At 54.2% G+C, this 22,388-nt stretch carries 21 protein-coding genes, 1 tRNA gene, 1 other RNA gene, 1 pseudogene and 1 riboswitch; of the genes and pseudogenes, 11 read left to right on the top strand and 13 right to left on the bottom strand.

All coding sequences use genetic code 11. From position 1 onward, the window contains the following. Positions 1-157: 157 nt before the first annotated feature. Positions 158-459: RNase P RNA component class A (gene rnpB, locus BM022_RS13290), an RNA gene on the bottom strand. Positions 460-613: 154 nt separating this feature from the next. Between rnpB and BM022_RS13285 the strand changes: the two genes are divergently transcribed. Continuing rightward, positions 614-1,108, top strand: coding sequence for an LEA/WHy family protein (locus BM022_RS13285; RefSeq protein WP_091140069.1), 495 nt, complete (start codon positions 614-616; stop codon positions 1,106-1,108). 56 nt (positions 1,109-1,164) lie between these two features. Here BM022_RS13285 and pyrE read toward each other — a convergent pair whose 3' ends face one another. Continuing rightward, positions 1,165-1,815: an orotate phosphoribosyltransferase gene (pyrE, locus tag BM022_RS13280; protein WP_091140059.1), complete on the bottom strand. Its 651-nt coding sequence runs from the start codon at positions 1,813-1,815 to the stop codon at positions 1,165-1,167. Positions 1,816-1,842: 27 nt separating this feature from the next. Here pyrE and BM022_RS13275 point away from each other — a divergent pair, with 27 nt between their 5' ends. Together BM022_RS13275 and BM022_RS13270 are read left to right on the top strand one after the other, a co-directional pair. Then, the gene (locus BM022_RS13275) at positions 1,843-2,616 is read left to right on the top strand and encodes an exodeoxyribonuclease III (RefSeq protein WP_091140057.1); all 774 of its coding nucleotides are present in this window, start codon (positions 1,843-1,845) and stop codon (positions 2,614-2,616) included. A gap of 448 nt (positions 2,617-3,064) precedes the next feature. Next, the gene (locus BM022_RS13270) at positions 3,065-4,453 is read left to right on the top strand and encodes an AmpG family muropeptide MFS transporter (protein WP_091140055.1); all 1,389 of its coding nucleotides are present in this window, start codon (positions 3,065-3,067) and stop codon (positions 4,451-4,453) included. 7 nt (positions 4,454-4,460) lie between these two features. Here the strand turns inward: BM022_RS13270 and metW are convergent, their stop codons facing one another. The 8 genes and pseudogenes from metW to BM022_RS13230 all read right to left on the bottom strand — a co-directional run bounded on the left by metW (position 4,461) and on the right by BM022_RS13230 (position 12,508). Further along, positions 4,461-5,099, bottom strand: a complete 639-nt coding sequence (gene metW, locus BM022_RS13265; RefSeq protein ID WP_091140067.1) for a methionine biosynthesis protein MetW — start codon at positions 5,097-5,099, stop codon at positions 4,461-4,463. Between the two features lie 23 nt (positions 5,100-5,122). Beyond that, positions 5,123-6,250, bottom strand: coding sequence for a homoserine O-succinyltransferase MetX (locus BM022_RS13260; protein ID WP_091140054.1), 1,128 nt, complete (start codon positions 6,248-6,250; stop codon positions 5,123-5,125). A 311-nt stretch (positions 6,251-6,561) separates the two neighbouring features. Further along, positions 6,562-8,289 (bottom strand): phosphoenolpyruvate--protein phosphotransferase, encoded by a 1,728-nt coding sequence (gene ptsP, locus BM022_RS13255; protein ID WP_091140052.1) that lies wholly within the window; start codon positions 8,287-8,289, stop codon positions 6,562-6,564. Beyond that, positions 8,286-8,555: an HPr family phosphocarrier protein gene (locus BM022_RS13250; RefSeq protein ID WP_091140050.1), complete on the bottom strand. Its 270-nt coding sequence runs from the start codon at positions 8,553-8,555 to the stop codon at positions 8,286-8,288. Before BM022_RS13250 ends, ptsP begins: the two co-directional genes overlap by 4 nt. Continuing rightward, positions 8,545-8,952 carry a PTS sugar transporter subunit IIA gene (locus BM022_RS13245; RefSeq protein WP_091140049.1) on the bottom strand — a complete coding sequence of 136 codons (408 nt, stop codon included), beginning with the start codon at positions 8,950-8,952 and terminating at the stop codon, positions 8,545-8,547. Before BM022_RS13245 ends, BM022_RS13250 begins: the two co-directional genes overlap by 11 nt. A 23-nt stretch (positions 8,953-8,975) precedes the next feature. Beyond that, positions 8,976-9,926, bottom strand: coding sequence for a glutathione synthase (gshB, locus tag BM022_RS13240; RefSeq protein ID WP_091140047.1), 951 nt, complete (start codon positions 9,924-9,926; stop codon positions 8,976-8,978). Between the two features lie 215 nt (positions 9,927-10,141). After that, positions 10,142-10,777, bottom strand: a pseudogene (locus BM022_RS13235) (glutamate--cysteine ligase). Positions 10,778-10,948: 171 nt separating this feature from the next. Beyond that, positions 10,949-12,508 carry an AAA family ATPase gene (locus BM022_RS13230; protein WP_177191732.1) on the bottom strand — a complete coding sequence of 520 codons (1,560 nt, stop codon included), beginning with the start codon at positions 12,506-12,508 and terminating at the stop codon, positions 10,949-10,951. 435 nt (positions 12,509-12,943) lie between these two features. After that, a riboswitch (glycine riboswitch) is annotated at positions 12,944-13,045 on the top strand. Positions 13,046-13,053: 8 nt separating this feature from the next. Between BM022_RS13230 and gcvT the strand changes: the two genes are divergently transcribed. From gcvT to BM022_RS13195, 7 genes are all read left to right on the top strand, one after another. Beyond that, entirely contained in the window at positions 13,054-14,187 is a 1,134-nt protein-coding gene (gene gcvT / locus BM022_RS13225; protein ID WP_091140044.1) for a glycine cleavage system aminomethyltransferase GcvT, read from the top strand. A gap of 30 nt (positions 14,188-14,217) precedes the next feature. Beyond that, positions 14,218-14,607 (top strand): glycine cleavage system protein GcvH, encoded by a 390-nt coding sequence (gene gcvH, locus BM022_RS13220; protein WP_091140042.1) that lies wholly within the window; start codon positions 14,218-14,220, stop codon positions 14,605-14,607. Positions 14,608-14,691: 84 nt separating this feature from the next. Next, positions 14,692-16,047 (top strand): aminomethyl-transferring glycine dehydrogenase subunit GcvPA, encoded by a 1,356-nt coding sequence (gene gcvPA / locus BM022_RS13215; RefSeq protein ID WP_091140040.1) that lies wholly within the window; start codon positions 14,692-14,694, stop codon positions 16,045-16,047. 58 nt (positions 16,048-16,105) lie between these two features. After that, positions 16,106-16,600: a thiol peroxidase gene (tpx, locus tag BM022_RS13210; RefSeq protein ID WP_177191731.1), complete on the top strand. Its 495-nt coding sequence runs from the start codon at positions 16,106-16,108 to the stop codon at positions 16,598-16,600. A gap of 81 nt (positions 16,601-16,681) precedes the next feature. Continuing rightward, positions 16,682-18,130 (top strand): aminomethyl-transferring glycine dehydrogenase subunit GcvPB, encoded by a 1,449-nt coding sequence (gene gcvPB, locus BM022_RS13205; protein ID WP_091140037.1) that lies wholly within the window; start codon positions 16,682-16,684, stop codon positions 18,128-18,130. Positions 18,131-18,181: 51 nt separating this feature from the next. Further along, a complete protein-coding gene (locus BM022_RS13200) occupies positions 18,182-19,117 on the top strand; it encodes a carbohydrate kinase family protein (protein WP_091140036.1) in 936 nt (311 codons plus the stop codon). Positions 19,118-19,295: 178 nt separating this feature from the next. Further along, positions 19,296-20,120 carry a lysophospholipid acyltransferase family protein gene (locus BM022_RS13195; protein ID WP_091140034.1) on the top strand — a complete coding sequence of 275 codons (825 nt, stop codon included), beginning with the start codon at positions 19,296-19,298 and terminating at the stop codon, positions 20,118-20,120. Here BM022_RS13195 and BM022_RS13190 read toward each other — a convergent pair. Beyond that, positions 20,041-20,868: a symmetrical bis(5'-nucleosyl)-tetraphosphatase gene (locus BM022_RS13190; protein ID WP_091140033.1), complete on the bottom strand. Its 828-nt coding sequence runs from the start codon at positions 20,866-20,868 to the stop codon at positions 20,041-20,043. The two genes, BM022_RS13195 and BM022_RS13190, sit on opposite strands and share 80 nt — an antisense overlap. 208 nt (positions 20,869-21,076) lie before the next feature. Then, positions 21,077-21,637, bottom strand: coding sequence for a c-type cytochrome (locus BM022_RS13185; RefSeq protein ID WP_091140031.1), 561 nt, complete (start codon positions 21,635-21,637; stop codon positions 21,077-21,079). A 138-nt stretch (positions 21,638-21,775) separates the two neighbouring features. Here BM022_RS13185 and BM022_RS13180 point away from each other — a divergent pair. Continuing rightward, a tRNA-Arg gene (locus BM022_RS13180) sits at positions 21,776-21,852 on the top strand. Positions 21,853-22,183: 331 nt separating this feature from the next. On the opposite strand, the gene BM022_RS15605 is transcribed toward BM022_RS13180, so the two are convergent. Then, positions 22,184-22,336 (bottom strand): hypothetical protein, encoded by a 153-nt coding sequence (locus BM022_RS15605; RefSeq protein WP_177191730.1) that lies wholly within the window; start codon positions 22,334-22,336, stop codon positions 22,184-22,186. Between the last annotated feature and the right edge of the window lie 52 nt (positions 22,337-22,388).

Raw genomic sequence — 22,388 nt, 5'->3', positions numbered from 1 at the left:
GCAAATGGGACGACGATCTCATGATCCAGCTCAAAAAGCCGAACGAGAATTCAACCCCGGCAATGGATCACTAAAAGAATCACCTGAAATTCTTCAGATCAAGCGGCTTCAACGTAAGTTGAAGCCGCTTTTTTTTACGGAAGAGATGGGAAAATTAGGTTGAAGCTGGCCGATAAGCCGGGTTCTGTCAAGGACAGTCATTCCTCTAGGCGCACGGTTACCCGTACGCTCAAGCAACCTACCCGCAGGCTCAGCGAGCAGCATCATTGCCTGCCTATTTGGTCTTGCTCCGGATGGAGGTTACCGCGTTTCACCGTAACTTAATACGCTCGTCTCTGTGGCCCTATTCCTCACCTTGCGGCGGCCGGCCGTTGACCGGCATCCTGCTCTGTGGAGCCCGGACTTTCCTCCCCCCGCCTCTCTTATCGAAAGGCAGGCGGCGACTGTCTAGCCAGCTTCAAGGAGGGATCATATCCCAACCCCAGGGTGAGAGCAAACTTCCCTCCCTTTACCGCCACATACCTGCATATACCCGGTCAGCTCGCCAAAAGGGCGGATTCTCCACGAGTCGTGGTATTCGAGTATGATTAGCTATTCGCTATCGGTAAATCTTATGAACATGCGCATGCTGCTCGTCTCGGGACTGATTCTCATCCTTGCGGGGTGCGCAGCACTCAACCAGGGCGACGCGCTCCGAATTTCCATAGCTGGAATGCAACCCCTGGAGGGTGAAGGTATGGAAGCGCGCTTTGCGGTACAACTTAGAATACAGAACCATAGTAACAAGCCTGTGGATTATGACGGCATCGCACTCGACCTGGATTTGCGCGGAATGAGCTTCGCGAGCGGGGTGAGCGATCAGAGCGGGACCATACCGGGCTTTGGGGAAACGGTCATCACGGTGCCCGTAACCGTTCCAGCGACGGCGATCTTACGGCAGGTGTTCCAAATAGCCACGAACGACCTTCCCAGCACCGAGACCAAGGTTGACTACCATCTGCGGGGCCGACTCGGCGGCCCCGGACTTGCTCTTGGCCACCGCTTCGATTCTACAGGTGAGGTGACATTGCCGGCGGCGGGACCAGGGGCGACACGCCCAGTACAATAACACTGCACAATGGCCGTGGCCGAGTCTCAGGAATGCGGCCCCCGAAAACTCGTGCGCTACGCTGATGGCTCAGCGCCGTAACGGGCGCGATATGCTTCGATCGCCGGCAGATTGTGCGCCAGCTCCGGTTCATTTCGTATGTATCTTACAATGTCGTCCAGACTGGCGATGCTTGCGACCTGAATCCTGTGGGAGTTATATACTTCTTGTATAGCCGACAGTTCGTCGCTCCCGCGTTCCATCCGATCAAGGGCAATGACAACCCCGCCCGGGGTAGCACGGGACGTCCGGATATAGCCAACCGCTTCCCCCACCGAAGTACCCGCGGAAATTACGTCGTCCACGATCAGCACCCGTCCGTGAAGCGGAGCACCCACAAGGTTACCGCCTTCCCCATGATCCTTTGTCTCCTTGCGATTAAAGCAGAAGGGGTAGTTGTACCCAAGCTCCGCGAGCGCAATTGACACCGTGCTGACCAAGGGAATGCCTTTGTAGGCGGGACCAAATAGCATATCGAACGGAAGCTGGGCAGCCAAAATGGCTTTGGCGTAAAATTGCCCAAGCTTTCTCAGCGCGTCGCCGTCGTTGAACAGTCCGGCATTAAAAAAATACGGCGAAAGTCGCCCTGCCTTGGTTTTGAATTCACCGAAGCAGAGCACGTCGCGGCTGATTGCAAACTTGATAAACTCTTGCCGGAAATCTGACATGATTATGACAAACCGGAAAAAAACAACGTGCGGATTATAACGCTTAATCTAAATGGCGTACGCTCTGCGGCGAGCAAGGGGTTTTTCAGGTGGTTGCCGCTGCAAGGAGCCGACATTGTATGTGTACAGGAGTTAAAAGCTCAGGCTGGGGATATAAAGGGCGAAATTGCCTCTCCGGACGGGTACCAGGGCTACTTTCACTGCGCTGAAAAGAGGGGTTACAGCGGTGTTGGCATCTACACGCGGCACCAACCGGACAATATCACGGAGGGAGTCGGCGTGCCGGAGATCGATGCCGAAGGTCGCTATTTGCGAACGGACTTCGGGTCTTTAAGCGTGATATCGATCTACTTTCCTTCCGGTTCCAGCGGCGAGCATCGGCAAGCGGCCAAGTTTTTTTTTATGGAGCGTTTTTTTCCCATGCTTAGGACGTTGGCGGACTGTGGCCGGGAAATTATCCTGTGTGGCGACTGGAATATTGCTCATAAGGAAATCGATCTGAAGAATTGGCGCTCGAACCAGAAAAACTCAGGTTTTCTACCTGAAGAGCGGACGTGGCTGAGCGATGTTTTTCAGGACCTTGGATTTGTAGATATATTCAGGCGCATCAATCAACAGCCTGAGCAATATACGTGGTGGTCCAACCGGGGTCAGGCGTGGGCAAAGAACGTGGGGTGGCGCATTGATTACCAGATTGCCACCCCAGGGATAGCCGCCAAGGCAACCGCGGTCTCTATTTACAAAACGGAACGCTTCTCTGATCATTCACCGCTCATTATCGATTATGACTACAATCTTTAATCCGATTCCCAGAAGGATTGAGTCATCACGCCCCGCATCTCTGAACAGTCTTCGGTGAGACGGCGGACAAAGCCTGTTCCTTCGAGTTGCGGCAAAATCGATACTCGCCGGGTCGCACTCCTTTATGTCATAGGTCAAGCTTTAATTTTGTAGGACGGGCGCCCGGGGGACAATCACCATCGCCGCGAACAACGCGCTCTGCGAAGGCATTTGCTCAGAGTTTCCTTCGCATGCGCTTGTAATAATAACTCGCGCGCCACCCGGGCTTTATTTTGCGTAATCATGTTATGAAATGGACTACAAAGTTTGCCCCGCGGATTGCTGAACCGGGAGTCTGCAATACAAGGGCATCATATTTCCCTTCGATAGGTTCTCCACTACATAGTGAACCACCCCTCTACAGGCCACCGCATCGCTGGTGTCCCGCCCGAATGACGGCGCCAAGATAATGTCGACGGCGCTGTCCGGCTGGCTTCATGCTTTCCGTATATATACGCACCCGCGTGTGCTGGGTATGTTATCGCTGGGCTTTTCCGCCGGATTACCATTGTTGCTAGTGATGGGCACCCTGTCCTTTTGGTTACGAGAAGCGGGCATCGATCGCTCGACTATCGGTCATTTAAGCTGGATTGGACTGGCTTATGGTATTAAATGGATGTGGTCCCCACTGGTAGATCGCCTGCGATTGCCGCTATTAACCCGGTTGCTGGGTCGGCGGCGTGCCTGGCTGCTGTTATCGCAGGTTATTATTGCAGCTGCCTTGGCAGGCATGGCTACGAACGATCCGGTCGAGAATCTAACCCATACCGTATTTTTTGCCCTGGCTGTGGCTTTCGCTTCGGCAACCCAGGATATTGCGCTGGACGCATACCGGATCGAAGCCGTCGCCCCGCGGCTTCAAGGAGCGATGGCCGCCACTTATCAAGCCGGCTATCGCATAGCGATGATCCTGGCCTCCGCTGGAGCACTATGGATCGCCGCGGCCGTCGATCCCTCGCCAGCAACCTACGATTATGCGCCCTGGCGTACCGCCTACTTCGCCATGGCAGTGTGTATGGCAGTAGGGATTATTACCACGCTCATCATCCGCGAACCGGAGGTTCCGGTTAGCCGCCTGATCTCGGAAAATGAAAATCGCGCCATGGAAGCCATTGCCCACTGGAATCTCGGCGCTCGGATCACGCAACTGCTAGCCTGGCTGTATGGCGCGGTGGTAGCTCCTTTTCGGGACTTTATCGTGCGTCATGGTGGGCACGCATTTCTGATTCTGGGGTTGATAGCCGTGTACCGTATCTCGGATGTGGTGATGGGTGTCATGAGCAACCCTTTTTATGTCGACATGGGCTATACCAAGGATGAGGTGGCAACCGTTTCCAAGGTGTATGGAGTAATTATGACGATCGCTGGCGCGGCCATTGGCGGGGTGCTGACGGCAAAAATGGGCATCATGCGCACCCTGTTTCTGGGGGCCGTGCTATCAGCCACGACAAATTTGCTATTCGTCTGGCTGAGCGGACGCGGACATGACGTGACAGGACTGATATTCACGATCTCGGCCGACAATCTCTCTGGCGGAATCGCTTCTTCCGCTTTTATCGCCTATCTCTCCGGATTGACTAATTCGGCCTATTCCGCTACGCAGTATGCACTTTTCAGTTCGGTGATGCTGTTGTTGCCGAAGTTTATCGCCGGGTTCAGCGGAGACTTTGTCGATGCTTATGGTTATGCCAGTTTTTTCACTGGTACCGCGCTACTGGGTCTTCCGGTGCTGGTTCTGGTATGGCTGGCTGGACGAGCAAAGTTCGAATCCGTCACGCGGCCCCCGGATACAGCGTAGCGGGATACTACTTCTGCTGTTCAAAACGATAAAACGCTAACATCCCCAGCAAATTGGGTAGCAGGGTAACCAGACGGCCCCCGTTCATAACCCTGCGTTCGAGAATGCGCGCTCCATGTTGACGACAGAATTCTTCAAAATCACCAAGCGTGCAGTTGTGGATGTTAGGCGTGTCAAACCACTGATAGGGTAGTGTTTCAGAGACTGGCATGTGACCGGCCATGACCTGCAAACGGTTTTTCCAGTATCCGAAGTTGGGAAACGAGACGATTCCCTCCTTGCTGACCCGCAACATCTCCTTGATAATGCCCTCCGTATGTTTTACCGCCTGGAGGGTTTGCGACAGTACTACGTAGTCGAACGATCCTGATTCGAAACTTTGCAACCCTGATTCGAGGTCGCTCTGAATCACGTTCACGCCATTACTGAAGCAAGCCAACACATTCAAGTCGTCAATTTCCACTCCATAGCCGTGCACATTGCGAGCGTCCCGTAAAAAGCACAGCAGCGATCCATCGCCGCACCCGAGATCAAGCACTTTCGCACCAGGTTTCACCCATTCGGCGATAGCCGCGAAATCCGGTCTGGAAACATTTTGCGAGCGAGCCGCGAATTCATCCGTGCCGTCGGAATACTGCTCGGGCAGAGGCTGTGTGATAGGTAATTGGGTCACCTGGCGATATTGTCCATGTATGCACGTATTAGCTTGTGATAATGACGGTCTTCCATCAAGAAGGAGTCATGGCCATGACTGGACGTGATCTCCGCATAACTGACGTTAAGCTCATTATCCAGCAATGCTCTGACAATCGCGCGCGACCGCTCGGGCGAGAAGCGCCAGTCGGTGGTAAATGACACTACCAGGAAATTTGCCTTCGCTGCTCGAAATGCCGCGCTCAGATCATTGTTATGCTCGTACGCAGGGTCGAAGTAATCCAGCGCTTTTGTCATCAGTAGATATGTATTGGCGTCGAACTGGTCAGCGAATTTGTCTCCCTGATAGCGCAGGTATGATTCTATTTCGAACTCAACATCGTAGCCGAACGCGAGCACGCCATTACGCAGCTCCCTTCCGAATTTTGCCGCCATCGAATCATCTGACAAGTAAGTAATATGCCCCAGCATGCGCGCAAGCCGTAGCCCCCGCCGTGGCACTGCCCCATGCGAGTAGTAATCTCCACCGTAAAAATCCGGGTCGGTTATGATCGCTTGGCGCGCCACGTCGTTGAAAGCGATGTTTTGAGCAGTCAACTTCGCGGCGGCGGCAATAACCAGAGCATGTCGGACCCTTTGCGGAAAATCCAGCGTCCATTGCAACGCCTGCATGCCACCGAGACTTCCGCCCGCCACCGCGGCAAACTGATCGATGCCCAGATAGTCCGCCAACCGGACCTGCGCTTGCACCCAGTCTTCCACTGTAACCACTGGAAAATCGGCGCCATAACACTTGCCGGTCTTCGCATTTATACTGGCGGGCCCGGTCGAACCATGGCACCCGCCGAGATTGTTGACTCCAATTACGAAAAACTTCTCGGTATCAATCGACTTGCCCGCGCCAATCATATTGTTCCACCAGCCCACGCTCTTGGGGTTGTCCTCATACACCCCCGCCAGGTGATGATTGCCGGACAGCGCATGGCAAACCAACACGGCATTTGACTTGGCCGCGTTGAGCTCGCCGTAGGTTTCATATACCAGCTGATAGTTCTCAAGTATGGCCCCGCTCTTTAGATGCAGCGGTGTATCGAAATACGCAGTTTGCGGTGTAACGATGCCTAGCGAGTTAGTATCTTGCATTAACGTGAAAGCGTTTTCTTCAGGAGTGTTGCAAATGCTGTGGACATGCAAACAAAACGTTGTGGGTCGCGCCCAACGGAATAACAATCCGTTTTAATTTTTTTCTTCTACGCCATCGCGCTGATCTGAGCTGGTGACATTCAATAGACCGGGAAACATGTGACCGGCAATTATAGTCAAACACGCCCTAAAAAATCCAACTGCCTGCATAGGTTCATCCCACGCCGCACGGAGAAACGACCTTTCCATGCAGGTGACATCCACACATCTTGTTCCCTTTTTCGCCGGAGGGACAAGTTTTCCGGAATGAATCAGCTATTCAACTTTGCAAGTAATACGTGAGTTCTCTCAGGGTCGTCGGCTTTCAGAATCTTTTGCGCCAAGGGTATGACGTCGGGGAGATTCGTCCTCAGGACTTCCCGTTTCACAGTCAACAGCTGTGCCGGATGCATGGAAAACATGCGGAGCCCAAAACCAAGCAGCAGACGGGTAAATACAATGTCCCCTGCAATTTCCCCGCACACGGCCACGGGCGTTCCGGTCCGGTTGGCGCTGCGGATGATATGAGCCACCAGGCGCAGAACCGCCGGGTGTAACGAGTCGTAGAGATGTGCCACGGTGTCGTCAGCACGATCTATCGCAAGCGTATACTGAATCAAGTCGTTGGTGCCGATGGACAGGAAATCGAGTTTACGCATGAAAATATCCAGACACAGCGCCGCCGCCGGAATCTCAACCATTCCCCCGACTTGGATCTTCTCGTCGAAAGGAATCTTGTCGTTGCGCAAGCTTTGCTTGGCATTCTCAAGCAGATGCAATGTCTGGGTAATTTCTGCAACACTGGAGAGCATCGGTACCAGAATACGAATCTGACCGTAACGTGAGGCGCGCAAAATTGCGCGTAGCTGCGTATTGAACATTTGCGGTTCAGCAAGGCATAAGCGAATGGCGCGCAGACCCAGTGCCGGATTCGCCGCCACGCGCTTGGCGTTGTCAAGATTCTTATCCGCGCCCAGATCGAAGGTCCGGATGGTTACCGGCAGGCCACGCATTTTGCGCGCCACAGCGCGGTAAGCTTCGAATTGCTCATCCTCGTCTGGCAAGCTGGCGCGGTTAAGAAACAGGAACTCGCTACGAAACAAGCCGATTCCGGTGGCGCCATTTTCCTTTACTTGTTCAACATCCTGCGGTAGCTCGATGTTTGCAAACAACTCTATCACTGTGCCGTCAAGTGTCGTGGCAACCGTGGTTTTAAGGCGCTTCAGTTTCTGCTTTTCGAGTTCAAGCTGGCTCTGACGTAGCCGGTACTCCGACAATACATGTTCGTCGGGATCGACGATCACCACACCTTGTCCGCCATCCACAATCAGCACGTCATTGTCGCGGATGAGTCGCCGTGCGACATGCAGCGCAACAATGGAGGGAATGTTAAGACTGCGCGCGACAATCGCGGTGTGCGACGTCAAGCCCCCAAGGTCGGTAAGAAACGCGGTAAATGCATGCTGCTTGTACTGAATTACATCCGCAGGGCTCAAGTCGTGAGCAACCAGGATACTGTCGCCGTCCCGCTTGGGTTGAGCGGGCACATAGCCTGGGTGGCCCAGCAGAACCTTCAGAACCCGCTCGACCACCTGAATCACGTCAGTTTTCCGTTCTCGAAGATATGGATCCTCAATCTCCTCGAACTGCGCCATGAGCACTTCCATCTGCTGAGTAATAGCCCACTCAGCGTTACACTGGTTTTGGGCAATGTAAGTTTTGGCCGCGGTGGAAAGCGTGGGATCGTCCAGGATCATGCGGTGCAAATCCAGAAATGCGCCATACTCGGCTGCTGCCGGGCCGCTGACCACCGACCTATGTAATGCCTCAAGCTCTTCACGAACCGCGGTGAACGCGGTATCGAGCCGGGCTATCTCATTGCTGACCTGATCTCGGGGCAACGTATGATGCGCCACTTCCAGGGCGGCGTGAGAGGCAAGATGCGCCCGTCCTATCGCAATGCCTCCGGAAACACCCACACCATATATTGCAAAGCTCATTCACTTTCTCCAAAACGACCCTCGATCAGGCTTACCAGCGCCTGCATCGCTTCAGTCTCATCCACACCGGTCGTTTCTATACCCAAGGTGACGCCCTGACTCGCCGCGAGCATCATGACCCCCATAATGCTTTTTGCATTGACCTTGCGCTCATTCCGGGACAACCATACATCGCTGCGGTATCGGGAGGCGAGCTGCGTGAGTTTCGCCGAAGCACGCGCGTGCAACCCTAATTTGTTTTCTATCTTCACCTCTTTATATTGCATTCCGCGCTCCTGCCGGAAATATAGGAATGACACCGTTCCTGGCACCGTTAAACGCCTTCTCGACTACCACTGCCAGTGGTTCATTACGGTAAGTAAGGGCCCGCACCAGCATCGGCAGGTTTACCCCTGCCAGACACTCCACTCTGCCTGGAATTACCAACCGAGTAGCGATGTTGCAAGGGGTTGCGCCGCATATATCGCACAATATCAGCACGCCCTCGCCAAGGTCGAGCTGCTTGATCAGTTTTTGTGCCGTGTCTCCCGCAAGATCGGGATCGTCATTGACGCTAATACTTAGATCCGTCAAGTATGGCGCTTTATCTCCCACAACATGGTTAGCGCAATGTACAAGGCTATCGCCGAGATTGCCGTGAGCGATAATTAAAATTCCGATCATGTTGGGAGCGACTCCTTCCTATATCAGCTAAACATTTCTTCGAGCGCATCCAGCATCATTCCCGCGACGTTGAAGCCGGTTTGGTCCTCGATTTCACGCATGCATGTGGGGCTGGTGACGTTGATCTCCGTGAGATAATCCCCTATCACGTCCAGCCCAACCAGCGTCAAACCGTCACCGGCTAAAACCGGACCCAATGCCTCTGCAATTTCCCGGTCGCGTTCAGTAAGTGGCTGCGCTACGCCTGTCGCACCCACATTGAGGTTGCCGCGGGATTCACCCGCCCTGGGAATGCGGGCGAGGCTATAGGGCACGGCTTTGCCCGCTATCAGCAGAATGCGTTTGTCACCTTGCGAGATTTCGGGGATGTATCGCTGAGCCATCACTGTGCGCATGCCGTAATGAGTCAGGGTTTCTATAATTACGCCTATGTTGTGATCGGCGCGATGGATGCGAAACACGCTCGTTCCTCCCATGCCGTCAAGCGGCTTGAGCACGATATCGCCGTGTTCTTCCAGAAAATCGCGGATCAGGCGCTCTTGCCTGGTGACCAGCGTAGGCGGGGTGTATTGGGAAAACTTTGCTATCGCGAGCTTTTCGTTATTATCTCGCACCGCCCCGGGGCTATTGATGACATGCGCACCGGAGTTTTCCGCTAATTCGAGCAAATAGGTGCTATAGACATACTCCATATCAAAAGGCGGGTCCTTGCGCATTAATACAACGTCAAACCCACTTAATGGGATTTCCTCCGGCTCGTCGACCCGATACCAGCGGCGGGTTTCATTCGTTTCCCCGCTCAGCTCCAGCGCGCGCGCGAATCCAACCGCCGCTCCCCGCCTCCACGCTAAGTCACCTTGTTGCATGGCGAAGAGTTTGTGGCCACGGAAACCTGCCTCGCGCATCATGGCAAAGCTCGAGTCTTTGTAGGTCTTGATTGAATCGAGGTGGTCGAGAATAAAAGCGAGTTCCATGTCGTGACCTTCCTAAATCTGTTTTCCCCAACCGAACCGACGTCCGTGGTGCATGCAGAGCCATTTCAGTTGGCTCTTTCTGCGGATAAATGGCTAAAACACCGTCGCAAGGCGGAAACGCTACGCGTCGTCACGAAAAGCGACGAAGGTCGCATCACAAAAATTTTTTAACCCAGCGCCAAATCTTAAGGACGAAGCTTATCCTGCTCCGTTATTCAACCATACTCTTTCGTGGGACAGGCTTTTTCGATCTCTTGCGCCGCCGCCAGCAGCGCCAGCCGGGCAATTACCCGCACGCATAGAATCGGTTAGATCCCTCAGTCCGCCCGCGCATCCGGATCCGGCAACGGGCATGTATCTTCGAAAGCGAGCGGTACGAACTGCATTCCCGGCGCATTAGGTTTTCATCGATACCGCGGCCAGTATGCACCCGTAGAATCCGCCGACGACAAAGGGATCAATCATGCAGATAGTTCCGCCACCGCTTCGTTAGCCCGTTCGAAGGTGTATACCCCCTCCTGCACCTCACCTCTGTCACTTGCAGGCCCTTTTTCACTACCGCCATTTTGTTGCGCTGCCTCCGGTTGAGCATGCGCACTTCGCTGCCATCCGTAACCGTTATGATCCCCATGCCATAAGTGCTTATTGAAACCACCGGGGAACAAGTTCATATCCACTGGGGCAAGTTTGAAACCACTATTGCGCAGATCTACCGCGCAATAAAATGGCACAGCATGCTTCTGCCATTCATTACGGAACCAATGCTCGATTGACGGCATGGCGTCCAGGACGGATCTCTCCAGATCCAGGATCGGACCGCTCAGGGCAGCGGCAAGATGAGGAAGGGGCATATAATCAATATGACATTTAATCGATAAGAACCATTGTAACACCCGGCGTTCTTCTTTCTGTGCAGAGGGGCTGCGAGGAAAATGGTAAGCACCTCCGAACCTATCCGATCCTTAACAATCCCTTCATGAAGTCCGACCGAAATGAAATGGAAATTGGTCGGGGGAACCTTGTCAGTGTATTTCGCTCAAGGCGTAGATTTCCGGCTGAAATGAGGTTTGATATTTTTCCGGGAGCACGCCCACTGCTGCGCTTGCCTGGTCGCGGCTGGAATAAATGCCATACGTGACTCTGAATTTGGCCCTATCGCCGTTTATTACCGGGTGAACATACAGATCCGATAAGTCGACCAGGCTACGGGCCCTTGCTAGAAATCGTTCCATCCGGTCCGGCTGGACGTTCTCGGTGGCAAAAAGCTGAATCGTGTAAGTATCTCGATTGGTTGCACCCACCGTTTTTATAGTCGCCTCAACACGCTGCTCCAGCAGCTCGTACCCCGCTAATTTAACTCCACCAATAGAAGCGGTGCTGCCATGTTGCACAGCTGGAACAGGCGAGTTGTAGGGTACGGGAGGAACGGGCACATGTGCCTTCGGCTCTGCCGGTGAATTGGATGGCACAACCGCAGTCGGAGCATTGGATGAAGCCACTGCAGCTGCGGCTGAAGGTGGAGCGCTGGAAATGACACTTGCAAATGTCGATGGATTGGTGGAGGAAGGAACAGGGCCCAGAAGCGGCGCGGATGCCGCCACTTCGAACGGTGCTGGAGCAATTGAAGCGGGATTACTTGTGGCGGGAGTTTGCCAAATGCTCCAGCTCAGCAAAACGATCACTGCCAGGGGCGTTACAGAGAAAAGCGCGCCCGCGCCGGCGATACGGCGATCAGGCAAATCCTGCACCAGCCGCCAGCTTCTCCAATTGAGGCCGCGCTTGGTTCCCACGCCCCTAATCGCTTCCTTGGCGTGGCTCGCGTCTACTACCTGACTTTGGGCAGCATATGCTATCCGCAGCGAATTAGCCGCAAGCAGGTCCAATTGCCGGATATGCCCGCAGGAGGCCATCGTCATCGACCTTATCGCCGACCGACTGAACATTTCGGTACCGCGGTAGCCCGCGGAGCCCAGGCGCCAAGCCAAATAAGCCTCCACGACTTTAGCGGTGAATGGTTGCAACGTAAAGTGGTGGGCCACGCGAGCCCTGATCTTGCCCATCTTGGGCAAAGCGAGCCTTTCATCAAGCCGAGGCTCTCCGAAGAGAACAATTTGAAACGACTTGTGATAGGACGACTGCAGATCGTATAGCGTACACAACGCGTCCAGCGTTTCCTCCGGCAAGTCATGCGCCTCATCCATTAGAAGCACGATCTGGGCGCCGGCCGCGCGCATCCCGGTCAGCACGCGCTGGAGTTCGACGTCTACCTCATTCTGCGGTTCACCTATTCCATCAGTGTCAGCCGCAGCGATAGCGCGGCTTTGGCTCGAATCAAAATCAAGTTTTTCTGCCAGAGAACGGAGAAGCTCTTCTCTGGGCAGACAGCCCTGGGCGAAATCTATGAGCATCATGCTCGCGGGCAGTCGTTGCGGCAATAGCCGGCACAGCGTGGATTTTCCGCTGCCATCCTCGCCGGTCACCTCAACGATGCCCTCAACCCCCTCGCCGTGCGTAAGCAGGTAAATCAGCGCATCCAGCGTGGTTCCACGGTTGCCTCCCTCGAAAAAAAAGTCACTGCCCATTTGATCGTTGAATGGGCGTTCAGAGAGTCCAAAGTGGCTAAGATACATATTGCCTCGTATTCGGATGATCGCCTGGCGCTGCCTGAGGAAAACCGATCTACCAGTCTTTCCCTTGCTTGCCGGCCTGATCAATTATTCACTATAAATTCAAAACCGCCTATAGGAAACCCTTAGTCAAGCGGAGTAGCGGCGGTGGAGCAAGCGTCCCTTTCAACAAGATAACCCCAGGCACGAGCTAATCTCCAACCATAGACAAAAAACAGCTCTAACCTGCTATATGCCTTGTCTTGATACGGGTGGGTGGAGTATAGTTCAAGTTCTGCCATATTTTTCCAAGCGGAAGAGCGCGTCAGTTTCATCGTCGCCGCCGAAGGCGCAACCCCCCGGAATCGCTCAGGCGTAGATCAGGTATTTTGATCCTTGAAAACTGCTTGCGAAAGGCAATCTGGAGAGTGCCGATGTTGAGCTCGGCCACCGAAGGGGCATACGGAGCAGCACTTCCGCAATCTCTCAGGTAAAAAGGACAGAGGGGTGAAGTCATAGCTATGACTTCACCCCTTTTTTTGAGGTATCGACCGTTGAAAACAACTGCTCTCAATCAAACCCACCGCGACATGATGGCCAAGATGGTCGATTTCGGCGGCTGGGATATGCCTCTGCATTATGGTTCACAGCTGGATGAACATCATAAGGTCCGCAGTGACGCTGGCATGTTTGACGTTTCTCACATGCTCGCCGTGGATATCGAAGGCCAGGATGCGCGCGCTTTCCTGCGCCGACTGGTCGCCAATAATGTTGACAAGCTCACGCAACCCGGTAAAGCGCTCTACTCCTGCATGCTTAATCCCCAGGGCGGAGTAATAGACGATCTCATCATTTATTTCCTGACTGAGTCGCATTTTCGCATGGTCGTGAATGCGGGCACGGCAGACAAGGACATGGCGTGGATGCAGGCGCAACGCGATGAGCTTGCACCGGGTCTGTCGATTACTCCGCGCCGCGATCTCGCCATGATCGCCGTTCAGGGGCCAAATGCCCGCGCCAAGGTTTGGCAGGTCGTTCCCGGAGCTCAGGCCGAAACCGAGCAACTGAAGTTGTTCCAGGCAAAACTCGTCGATAAGTATTTCATCGCCCGCACCGGTTATACCGGTGAGGACGGCTTCGAAATCATGCTTCCGTCCACCGACGCGGTAGCGTTCTGGAATGCCTTATTTGCTGCCGGCGTCGCTCCAGCGGGGCTCGGCGCGCGCGATACATTGCGGCTCGAGGCTGGCATGAATCTATATGGTCAGGACATGGATGAAACCACGAATCCGCTGGAATCGGGGTTGGGCTGGACGGTTGATTTGAAAAGCGATCGCGACTTTATCGGCAAAAACACGCTTCTGGAATCACCGGTAAAGAAGCAACTGATCGGTCTGGTGTTGATTGATCGCGGCGTACTGCGCAGCCATCAGAAAATTTCCACAGAGCAGACTCGGAATGAAGACGAAGGGGAAATCACCAGTGGCGGGTTTTCGCCCACACTCAACAAATCCATTGCACTGGCGCGCGTGCCGTTGAATGTCTCCCCCGGTGATGAAGTACACGTAGCAGTGCGGGACAAGGCGCTGCGCGCAACAGTCGTGAAGTATCCATTTGTACGCAATGGCAAAGTTCTAGTGGATTTGCCTTCGTAAGCCAATCTCAATTAATTCTGGAGCAAAGACATGAGTATTCCCAACAACCTTAGGTACACAAAATCTCACGAGTGGGTGAGGCTCGAAGGCGACGGCACCGCGACGGTTGGCATTACCCAGCACGCACAGGAACTGCTGGGCGATATGGTGTTTGTGGAAACACCCGCGGTAGGACGCAAACTCAAACAATCAGAAGAATGCGCGGTGGTCGAGTCGGTTAAAGCCGCAGCTGATGTATACGCGCCGATAGCGGGAGAAGTAACAGCGGTCAACCCCGAGCTTGAATCAGCCCCGGAAAAGATTAATCAGGATGCCTACGAAGCATGGCTCTTCAAGTTGAAGCCCGATAATGCATCTGACCTGGATAAACTGCTCGACGCTACCGCCTATCAAAATATTATTGAAAGCGAAGACCACTGATCATCCGTCTGGCAAATCTTTAGCTCGGCTCACATCTGCCGTACTTGCACCTTCCCGTTTATTTTATGAGTTCCGGATCCCGCTATGCCGTTCATTCCCCACACTGAAGAAGATATCTCCGCAATGCTCGCGAGCATCGGGGCAGCCACCATTGATGACCTGTTCGATGAGATTCCGCCGTCCTTGATTAGCGCGGGCCTGAAACAGGTCCCCCCCGGTATGAATGAAATGGATGTCACCCGGTTGATGCTGGAGCGGGCGGAGGCTGACGGGCGTTACCTCAACTTTATTGGTGCGGGCGCCTATGAGCATCACATACCGGCGGCCGTTTGGCAGATTACAACGCGCGGTGAGTTCTATTCGTCCTATACCCCGTATCAAGCTGAGGCCAGTCAAGGTACGCTGCAACTGCTGTATGAGTACCAGACCATGATGGCATCGCTGATGGGAATGGATGTGTCGAATGCGAGCATGTACGACGGCGCATCCGCGCTGGCTGAAGCAGCGTTGATGGCGGTGCGGTCCCACAAGTCCTCTCGCCGCATCCTGATTCCCGCTACCGTTCATCCTATCTACCGTCGGGTTGTGCGGGCGATCGTGGCGAACCAGGGCATAGATGTAATCGAATTACCCTATTCCCAGCAATCTGGCCAGACGTTGCTGGACGCGTTGGTTGAGTTCGGCAAAGAAGAGTTTGCTGCGTTGGTCATCCCGCAACCTAACTTTTTCGGCGTGCTGGAAGATGTCGATGCGCTTACCGACTGGGCGCATGGCAAAAATGCATTGGCTATCGGGGTAGTGAATCCGACGGCGCTCGCCGTCCTCACGCCTCCGGGCGAATGGGGTGAAAAGGGTGCGGATATCGCGGTAGGTGAAGGGCAGCCATTGGGAATTCCGCTATCGAGCGGAGGACCCTATTTCGGTTTCATGGCCTGCAAGCAGACGCTGGTCCGCCAGATGCCGGGACGCATTATCGGACGCACCACGGACCAGGAAGGCAAACCGGGCTTTGTGCTGACGCTTCAGGCGCGCGAGCAGCACATCCGCCGGTCCAAAGCCACTTCGAACATATGCACCAATCAGGGCCTGATGGTCACGGCTGCCACCATTTACATGGCGTTGGTGGGACCGGAAGGCCTGCGCCGGATTGCTACCCAATCTCATGCGAACACACTCACCCTGGTGGAAAAATTGGAAGGCGTGGCGGGAATAAAGAGGGCCTTTAATGGCCCGGTGTTTCATGAAGCAGTGATTTCACTGCCCGCTCCCGCCGAGGATGTACTGGACAGGCTTAAAACGGAACGAATACTGGGCGGTTTGAATCTCCGGGATTTTTATCCGGAACTTGGCAATGCGATGCTCGTATGCGCCACCGAGACGAAAACTTCCGGGGATCTGGAAAATTACGCCGAACGCTTGAAGAAAGCAATCAACGGCTGACAATATTCGTTTGATTCTCTACCATTCATTAATCCCCTGAAAAACAAGGAGAAACATCATGGTTACGCTAGCCAGCAATCCCATCAAAGTTGAAGGCACCTTTCCGAAAGTAGGCGATAAAGCACCGGATTTCTCATTGGTGGATCGGGACTTGAAGGATGTTACGCTGGCGAATTTTGCCGGCAAGAAAAAAGTGCTCAATATCGTTCCCAGTCTGGATACCCCGGTCTGCGCGATGTCCACACGCAAATTCAACGAGAAAGCGAGCAATATGGATAATACGGTGGTGCTGATAATCGCCGCTGACTTGCCTTTTGCCATGAGCCGCTTTTGCGATGTCGAAGGGTTGGATAAGGTTGTGACACTTTCGACCATGCGCGGATCCAGGTTCATGAAAGATTATGGGGTCGCGATAACGGATAGCCCGCTTGCCGGCATCACGGCTCGCGCCGTAATCGTGCTGGATGAAAACGACAAGGTGATCCATAGTGAACTCGTACCCGAAATCAAGGATGAGCCTAACTATGATGCAGCTTTGGCTGCCCTGCAATAATCGCGTGTATTCTACGACCGATATTTAAGAATTACCCTCTAGAAATAAAAGTTTAACTTAACCGTAAAAGCACATCTCATAATGCTGATATTTGAACATTCCCGCTCCGGACGGCGCAATTATTCACAATCTCCGCTGACTCCAACACCCACGACAGGTATTCCTGAAAAGCTGTTGCGAAAGGCTCCGCCGTTGCTTCCGGAAGTGTCCGAGATGGATGCAGTACGCCATTACACGCGACTATCCCAGAAGAATTTTTCGATTGATACGCAGTTCTATCCGCTAGGCTCTTGCACGATGAAGTATAACCCGCGTGCATGCAACTCTCTTGCGATGCTGCCTCAGTTTCTGGCACGGCACCCGCGTGCGCCGGAGAGCACTGGACAGGGGTTTCTGGCATGCATGTATGAGCTGCAGGAAATATTGAAAGATGTAACTGGCATGGCTGGCGTCAGCCTCACACCAATGGCAGGGGCACAAGGCGAATTGATCGGCATTGCGATGATACGGGCCTACCATGAGTCGCGCGGCGATACGGCGCGGACCGAAATCATCGTACCCGATGCAGCCCATGGCACAAACCCTGCCACGGCGGTGATGTGCGGCTACAAAGTAGTCGAAATAGCCACCGATAAGGAAGGCGATGTAGACATGGACGCCTTGAGAGCAGCGGTTGGGCCTCAAACCGCCGGGCTGATGCTGACGAACCCGTCAACGCTTGGGGTGTTTGAAAAGAACGTCGCTGAAATGAGCAAAGTCGTCCACCAGGCGGGCGGGTTGCTGTATTACGACGGCGCGAACCTCAACGCCATACTCGGTAAAGTCAAGCCCGGCGATATGGGCTTCGACGTCATTCATATCAACTTGCACAAGACTTTTTCCACACCTCATGGTGGCGGAGGTCCTGGTTCCGCCCCGGTAGGGGTGGCCGAACGTTTATTGCCCTTTATGCCCGTGCCCATAGTAACCATGGAACAAGGAAAGTATCGATGGCTGACGGAAAAGGATATACCGCAGTCCATTGGCAGGCTTTCGGCGCATATGGGTAACGCCGGCGTGCTGCTCCGTGCCTACATCTACGTACGGCTGCTAGGGGCAGAGGGCATGCATCGTGTGGCGGAATTCGCCGCGCTCAACGCCAATTACCTGATGGCAGAATTAAGCAAGGTCGGGTTTGAAATCGCTTATCCGACACGTCGCGCAAGTCACGAGTTCATCGTCACCTTGAAAGACCTGAAAGAAAAAACCGGTGTAAATGCGATGAATGTGGCCAAGCGACTGCTGGACAAGGGCTATCACGCGCCGACCACCTATTTTCCACTGCTCGTGCCGGAGTGTCTCCTGATTGAACCGGCAGAAACAGAATCGAAGGAAACGCTCGATGCCTTCGTTGCATCAATGAAGGAAATTCTTGAGGAAGCGCGCACCCAGCCGGAGCTGGTAAAAAATGCGCCTCATACTACGCCGGTGCGCAAACTGGACGATGTACGCGCTGCGCGAGAACTGGACCTGGTCTGGAAGCCCGCTTGAATCGCCATCATAACCAGCCTATCCCAACCAACTTAGCCACCCGGTCCTGTCATGCATACACTCATCTGTGGCTCCATCGCCTACGACACTATCATGGTGTTCAAGGATCACTTCAAGAATCATATTCTTCCTGAAAAGATCCATATTCTGAATGTTGCCTTCCTGGTGCCCGATATGCGGCGCGAGTTCGGCGGCTGCTCCGGCAATATTGCTTACAACTTGCAAATGATCGGTGGAAAGCCCCTGATAATGGCCACGGTCGGGGACGACTATCAGCCATACGCCAGTCGTTTGCAGGATCTTCAGCTTGCGCAAAATCACGTGCGCCAGGTGAACGGAACTTTCACCGCGCAAGCATTCATCACAACTGATCTCGCCGATAACCAGATCACAGCTTTTCATCCGGGGGCAATGAACTTTTCGCACCAAAACCATGTCGCTGACGCAAAAGACGTAAACCTGGGTATTGTCGCACCGGATGGGCGGGACGGTATGATGCAGCATGCACGCGAGTTTCACGAAGCTGGCATTCCGTTTGTGTTCGATCCCGGTCAAGGGCTGCCCATGTTCACGGGAGAAGAATTGCTGGATTTCGTCCATAAGGCGGATTACGTGGCCGTGAATGATTACGAAGGCCAGCTTCTGTGCGAGCGTACGGGGCGCTCGTTAGAGGCCCTCGCGAAATCCGTCAAGGGACTGATCGTCACGTGGGGCGCGGAGGGGTCGGTGATTTACGCCAACGGCCAGCAAGTTGAGGTACCCAGCGTTAAGCCAGAGAAGCTGGTTGATCCGACGGGTTGCGGAGATGCTTATCGCGCTGGCCTACTATATGGGATCACGCATGATATGGACTGGCGCAGTACAGGACAACTGGGATCTCTTTTGGGCGCCCTGAAAATTTCGCAGCGCGGCGGGCAGAATCACCGCTTCACCAGGGACGAAATAGATCAACGGTATTTCGAGATTTTCGGTAGCCGTATTTTATAAACACAACAACCACTCAACAATTCCTCCATGGGGAGGACGGCGGGCTTTTGTGGGGGAAGGGTGCGCAACAGCCGGCGGCGCGAAGCCTCGTACTCAACCGAGCGGGAAGATGAGCTGCTGACCGCGCCCGAGCCCGTTCGGAAAAGCGATCACCAGTTCCATGCTGTAATATAAAAGCATGCCGAACCCGACGACTCCTGCCACAACCGATACCACCAGCCGGCTGACGCGAATTTTGCGTGCGGCCCGCCTTCTGCTCCATATCGTTTCCGGATTGATTCAGTCCTCTATCTATCCTCACGTCGACCAGCAATGGCAACGCCGCATGGCTAAAAACTGGTCCGCCCGCCTCCTCTCGATTCTAAGTATCCGGTTACGCTATCAGGGAACGCCGCCTTCCCTCGAAACATTGCAGGCTATGCTGGCGGCTAATCATGTATCCTGGCTGGACGTTTACTCTCTTCAAATGGTATGTCCAGCCCGATTCGTGGCTAAAGCTGAAATACGCGGCTGGCCGCTGTTGGGTTGGTTAAGCCGAAACGCGGGAACGTTATTCATCGAGCGCTCGAAACGCAGCGACACCGCCCGAATCAATAAGCATATCAGCGAAGCGCTGGCATCAGGCGACCGGGTCGCCGTATTTCCCGAAGGCACCACGGGGGACGGCAAGGCGCTGATGCATTTCCATGCCTCGCTCCTACAACCCGCGGTAAACGTCGAGGCCATGTTGTACCCTGTCGCAATACGCTACACGAACATGGCGGGGGAGCTCAGCACCGCAGCACCTTACGTAAATATTTCAATGATAGAGTCGTTGCGCCGGATATTGAGGGAACCCTGGATCAATGTTGAACTGATCTTTGGCACTCCGATTGACAGTAACGGAAAAAACCGACGGGAACTCGCGCGCTGGGTGGAACATGCTATTGCCAACGCCTTGTTTCTTCCCGTTCCCCACAAGACACCTGGAACACCCTCCGGTCATCCAAGCGAATCGCAGTAAGGGTACCTCCCCACAGACACCCGGTATCCAACGCGATGAGATTGTTCCGTAACTGCAATCCCAACGCAGACCAATGACCAAAAATAACGGTTGCTCCGCGGCTCGCGCGATCAGGCGTCTCGAACCAGGGCAGATAGCCGTCCGGTATATCCTTGACCATGCCCTTAAACTTGAAATCCATTTTCCCATCAGGCGTACACACACGCATGCGCGTCATGGCATTTATAATTACGCGCAGCCGTGCATAACCGGACAGCCCATCATTCCAATGATCCGGTTGATCACCATACATATGGCTGCAAAATTCATGGAACTCCTCGCCACGTATCACGGCCTCGACCACTCCGGCCAGCTCGGATGCTTGGGCGATGCTCCATGAGGGCAATAAACCGGCGTGGACCAGCGCGTAATTCCCATCCACATGCAGCAGTTTCTGCTGTCTCAGCCAGTGGACAAGCTCCTCCCTATCAGGTGCGCTGAGTATGTCCTGTATGGTATCGTTCCGGCTTAATGAGGCACATCCCTCCGCGACCATAAGTAAATGCAGGTCGTGGTTGCCAAGCACCATTGTTACTGCGTCGGTTAAACCTTTCACGAAACGCAGTATCTCTAGCGAGTCTGGACCGCGATTGACGATGTCGCCCACCAGCCAAAGCCTGTCGTGCGCGCGGTCAAAGCCAATCAGATCCAGAAGCTGCTCGAATTGCCTGTAACATCCCTGCAAATCCCCGATAGCGAACGTGGCCATATTGTTACTGTTATCAATTCAGCTGGCGGACAAATCCTACGGTTCGCATAGTCTTGGCCCGCCCGGTTACCCCGTTGCCATTTGCAATCGCAGCGATGCGTGCGGATAAAGGTGCGGCTGGCAGTACCCCATAGCTGCCTTTTGGGATAACCGGGGCAACTTCTGGGACTGCTCCATTTCGGGCTTCATGTTCTCTGCTTTTAAAGGCTCATTTCGATTGGCTTACCATATAGTCGACCACCGCCTTTACATCGGCATCCGATAGGCTGGCGTTCCCACCTTTGGGAGGCATTGCATTTTTCCCGTTGAGCGCGCTATTGTAGAGTCCTTCGCTGCCGGCTTTGATGCGCGGAGCCCATGCCGCTTTGTCTCCGAGCTTGGGCGCCCCTGCGGCGCCGCTAGCGTGACAAGCAGCGCAACTCGCCGTATAGATCGTCTTGATTTTCTCCTCTCCAGCCTCCCCAGTTGGCGTTGGAGACGCCTCTCCTGCCACCTGCGTCTGACCAGGCGCTACCGGTGATTGCGGCTCGGCCAGCGATGCTTCGCCGGCCAGTAACAGTTCACCGACCGGCTTCAGGCGCTTGGCCACGGCCTCATCTGAGTACGCGGGGTTCGCTGGATCGATTGCCCGCTCGCCGGTCACAAAATGCCCCAATAGCATGAAAACCGCGACGGGAAACACGAAAGCAGCCACAACAGCGGTTGCTAACTGACTCGGTGTTTTGATCACCGAGGAATGGTCTTCGTCATCTTCACTACTGCTCACCATAACCCCCCAAGAAAAAATGGTTATTGTATAGGTTCATGCTTATCGACGCAAAAAGGCCGCTTCATTAGGTTGGACGGGCGAAGCAAAAAACGTTATCCTAGCGCTGCTTGGACGTACTGCCCCGAGAGCAATCTATTCGCGCCCATAGCTCAGATGGATAGAGTACCGCCCTCCGAAGGCGGGGGTCACACGTTCGAATCGTGTTGGGCGCGCCAGTGATCAAGTACTTATTCTCTCATCAAGCCATTTAGAATTGCCTGTGTCAGAGCGGTGTCAGAATAATTCGGCTGTCATTCGCCCTCATCCGAAGGATGAGGCCCATATGCCTTGCCGGCTATCACAGCAGCAGGGGGCAGCGGTATAACGTGATTGCTGAGTAGGCCTCAGTTTTGAGGCAAACGTCTGAATAAGTAGCTCTTGTCCGAGTACCGTTCGCGATATCCTACTATTCTACGACCGCGCGGACATCTATATTCCTTTCATCGAGAGGTTTTCAGACTTCTGACGAAAGGTGGGCAACTCGGATTCATCTGCGCCGACGGACCGCTAAGAGCGATGATCGCAGCGCAGTTTTACCTGAAAATATTTGTCGACATGGTCGATATAGTCGATACCCCTGCCTTCCGATTCGATGTGATCGCTTACCCTGCGATCTTCGTTCTCGCCCGCGAAAAGTCCGGCCCGACGCGGATTGCGCATCGATACCCAAGCTATTGGTTGGGGGACTCCCGGCTCTGGCGCATCTCTTGAC

It is taken from the genome of Nitrosospira sp. Nsp14 (genome assembly GCF_900113575.1).
Classification (GTDB): domain Bacteria; phylum Pseudomonadota; class Gammaproteobacteria; order Burkholderiales; family Nitrosomonadaceae; genus Nitrosospira.
This window is presented reverse-complemented; position numbering and strand designations above follow the sequence as displayed.

Excerpts from the sequence above, each read along its gene's own strand:
- BM022_RS13285 (WP_091140069.1), top strand. The coding sequence starts at position 614 with ATGAACATGCGCATGCTGCTCGTCTCGGGACTGATTCTCATCCTTGCG.
- pyrE (WP_091140059.1), bottom strand. The coding sequence starts at position 1,815 with ATGTCAGATTTCCGGCAAGAGTTTATCAAGTTTGCAATCAGCCGCGAC.
- BM022_RS13270 (WP_091140055.1), top strand. The coding sequence starts at position 3,065 with ATGTCGACGGCGCTGTCCGGCTGGCTTCATGCTTTCCGTATATATACG.
- BM022_RS13260 (WP_091140054.1), bottom strand. The coding sequence starts at position 6,250 with ATGCAAGATACTAACTCGCTAGGCATCGTTACACCGCAAACTGCGTAT.
- ptsP (WP_091140052.1), bottom strand. The coding sequence starts at position 8,289 with ATGAGCTTTGCAATATATGGTGTGGGTGTTTCCGGAGGCATTGCGATA.
- BM022_RS13250 (WP_091140050.1), bottom strand. The coding sequence starts at position 8,555 with ATGCAATATAAAGAGGTGAAGATAGAAAACAAATTAGGGTTGCACGCG.
- BM022_RS13245 (WP_091140049.1), bottom strand. The coding sequence starts at position 8,952 with ATGATCGGAATTTTAATTATCGCTCACGGCAATCTCGGCGATAGCCTT.
- gshB (WP_091140047.1), bottom strand. The coding sequence starts at position 9,926 with ATGGAACTCGCTTTTATTCTCGACCACCTCGATTCAATCAAGACCTAC.
- BM022_RS13230 (WP_177191732.1), bottom strand. The coding sequence starts at position 12,508 with ATGGGCAGTGACTTTTTTTTCGAGGGAGGCAACCGTGGAACCACGCTG.
- gcvT (WP_091140044.1), top strand. The coding sequence starts at position 13,054 with ATGACTTCACCCCTTTTTTTGAGGTATCGACCGTTGAAAACAACTGCT.
- gcvH (WP_091140042.1), top strand. The coding sequence starts at position 14,218 with ATGAGTATTCCCAACAACCTTAGGTACACAAAATCTCACGAGTGGGTG.
- gcvPA (WP_091140040.1), top strand. The coding sequence starts at position 14,692 with ATGCCGTTCATTCCCCACACTGAAGAAGATATCTCCGCAATGCTCGCG.
- tpx (WP_177191731.1), top strand. The coding sequence starts at position 16,106 with ATGGTTACGCTAGCCAGCAATCCCATCAAAGTTGAAGGCACCTTTCCG.
- gcvPB (WP_091140037.1), top strand. The coding sequence starts at position 16,682 with ATGCTGATATTTGAACATTCCCGCTCCGGACGGCGCAATTATTCACAA.
- BM022_RS13200 (WP_091140036.1), top strand. The coding sequence starts at position 18,182 with ATGCATACACTCATCTGTGGCTCCATCGCCTACGACACTATCATGGTG.
- BM022_RS13195 (WP_091140034.1), top strand. The coding sequence starts at position 19,296 with ATGCCGAACCCGACGACTCCTGCCACAACCGATACCACCAGCCGGCTG.
- BM022_RS13190 (WP_091140033.1), bottom strand. The coding sequence starts at position 20,868 with ATGGCCACGTTCGCTATCGGGGATTTGCAGGGATGTTACAGGCAATTC.
- BM022_RS13185 (WP_091140031.1), bottom strand. The coding sequence starts at position 21,637 with ATGGTGAGCAGTAGTGAAGATGACGAAGACCATTCCTCGGTGATCAAA.
- BM022_RS15605 (WP_177191730.1), bottom strand. The coding sequence starts at position 22,336 with ATGCGCAATCCGCGTCGGGCCGGACTTTTCGCGGGCGAGAACGAAGAT.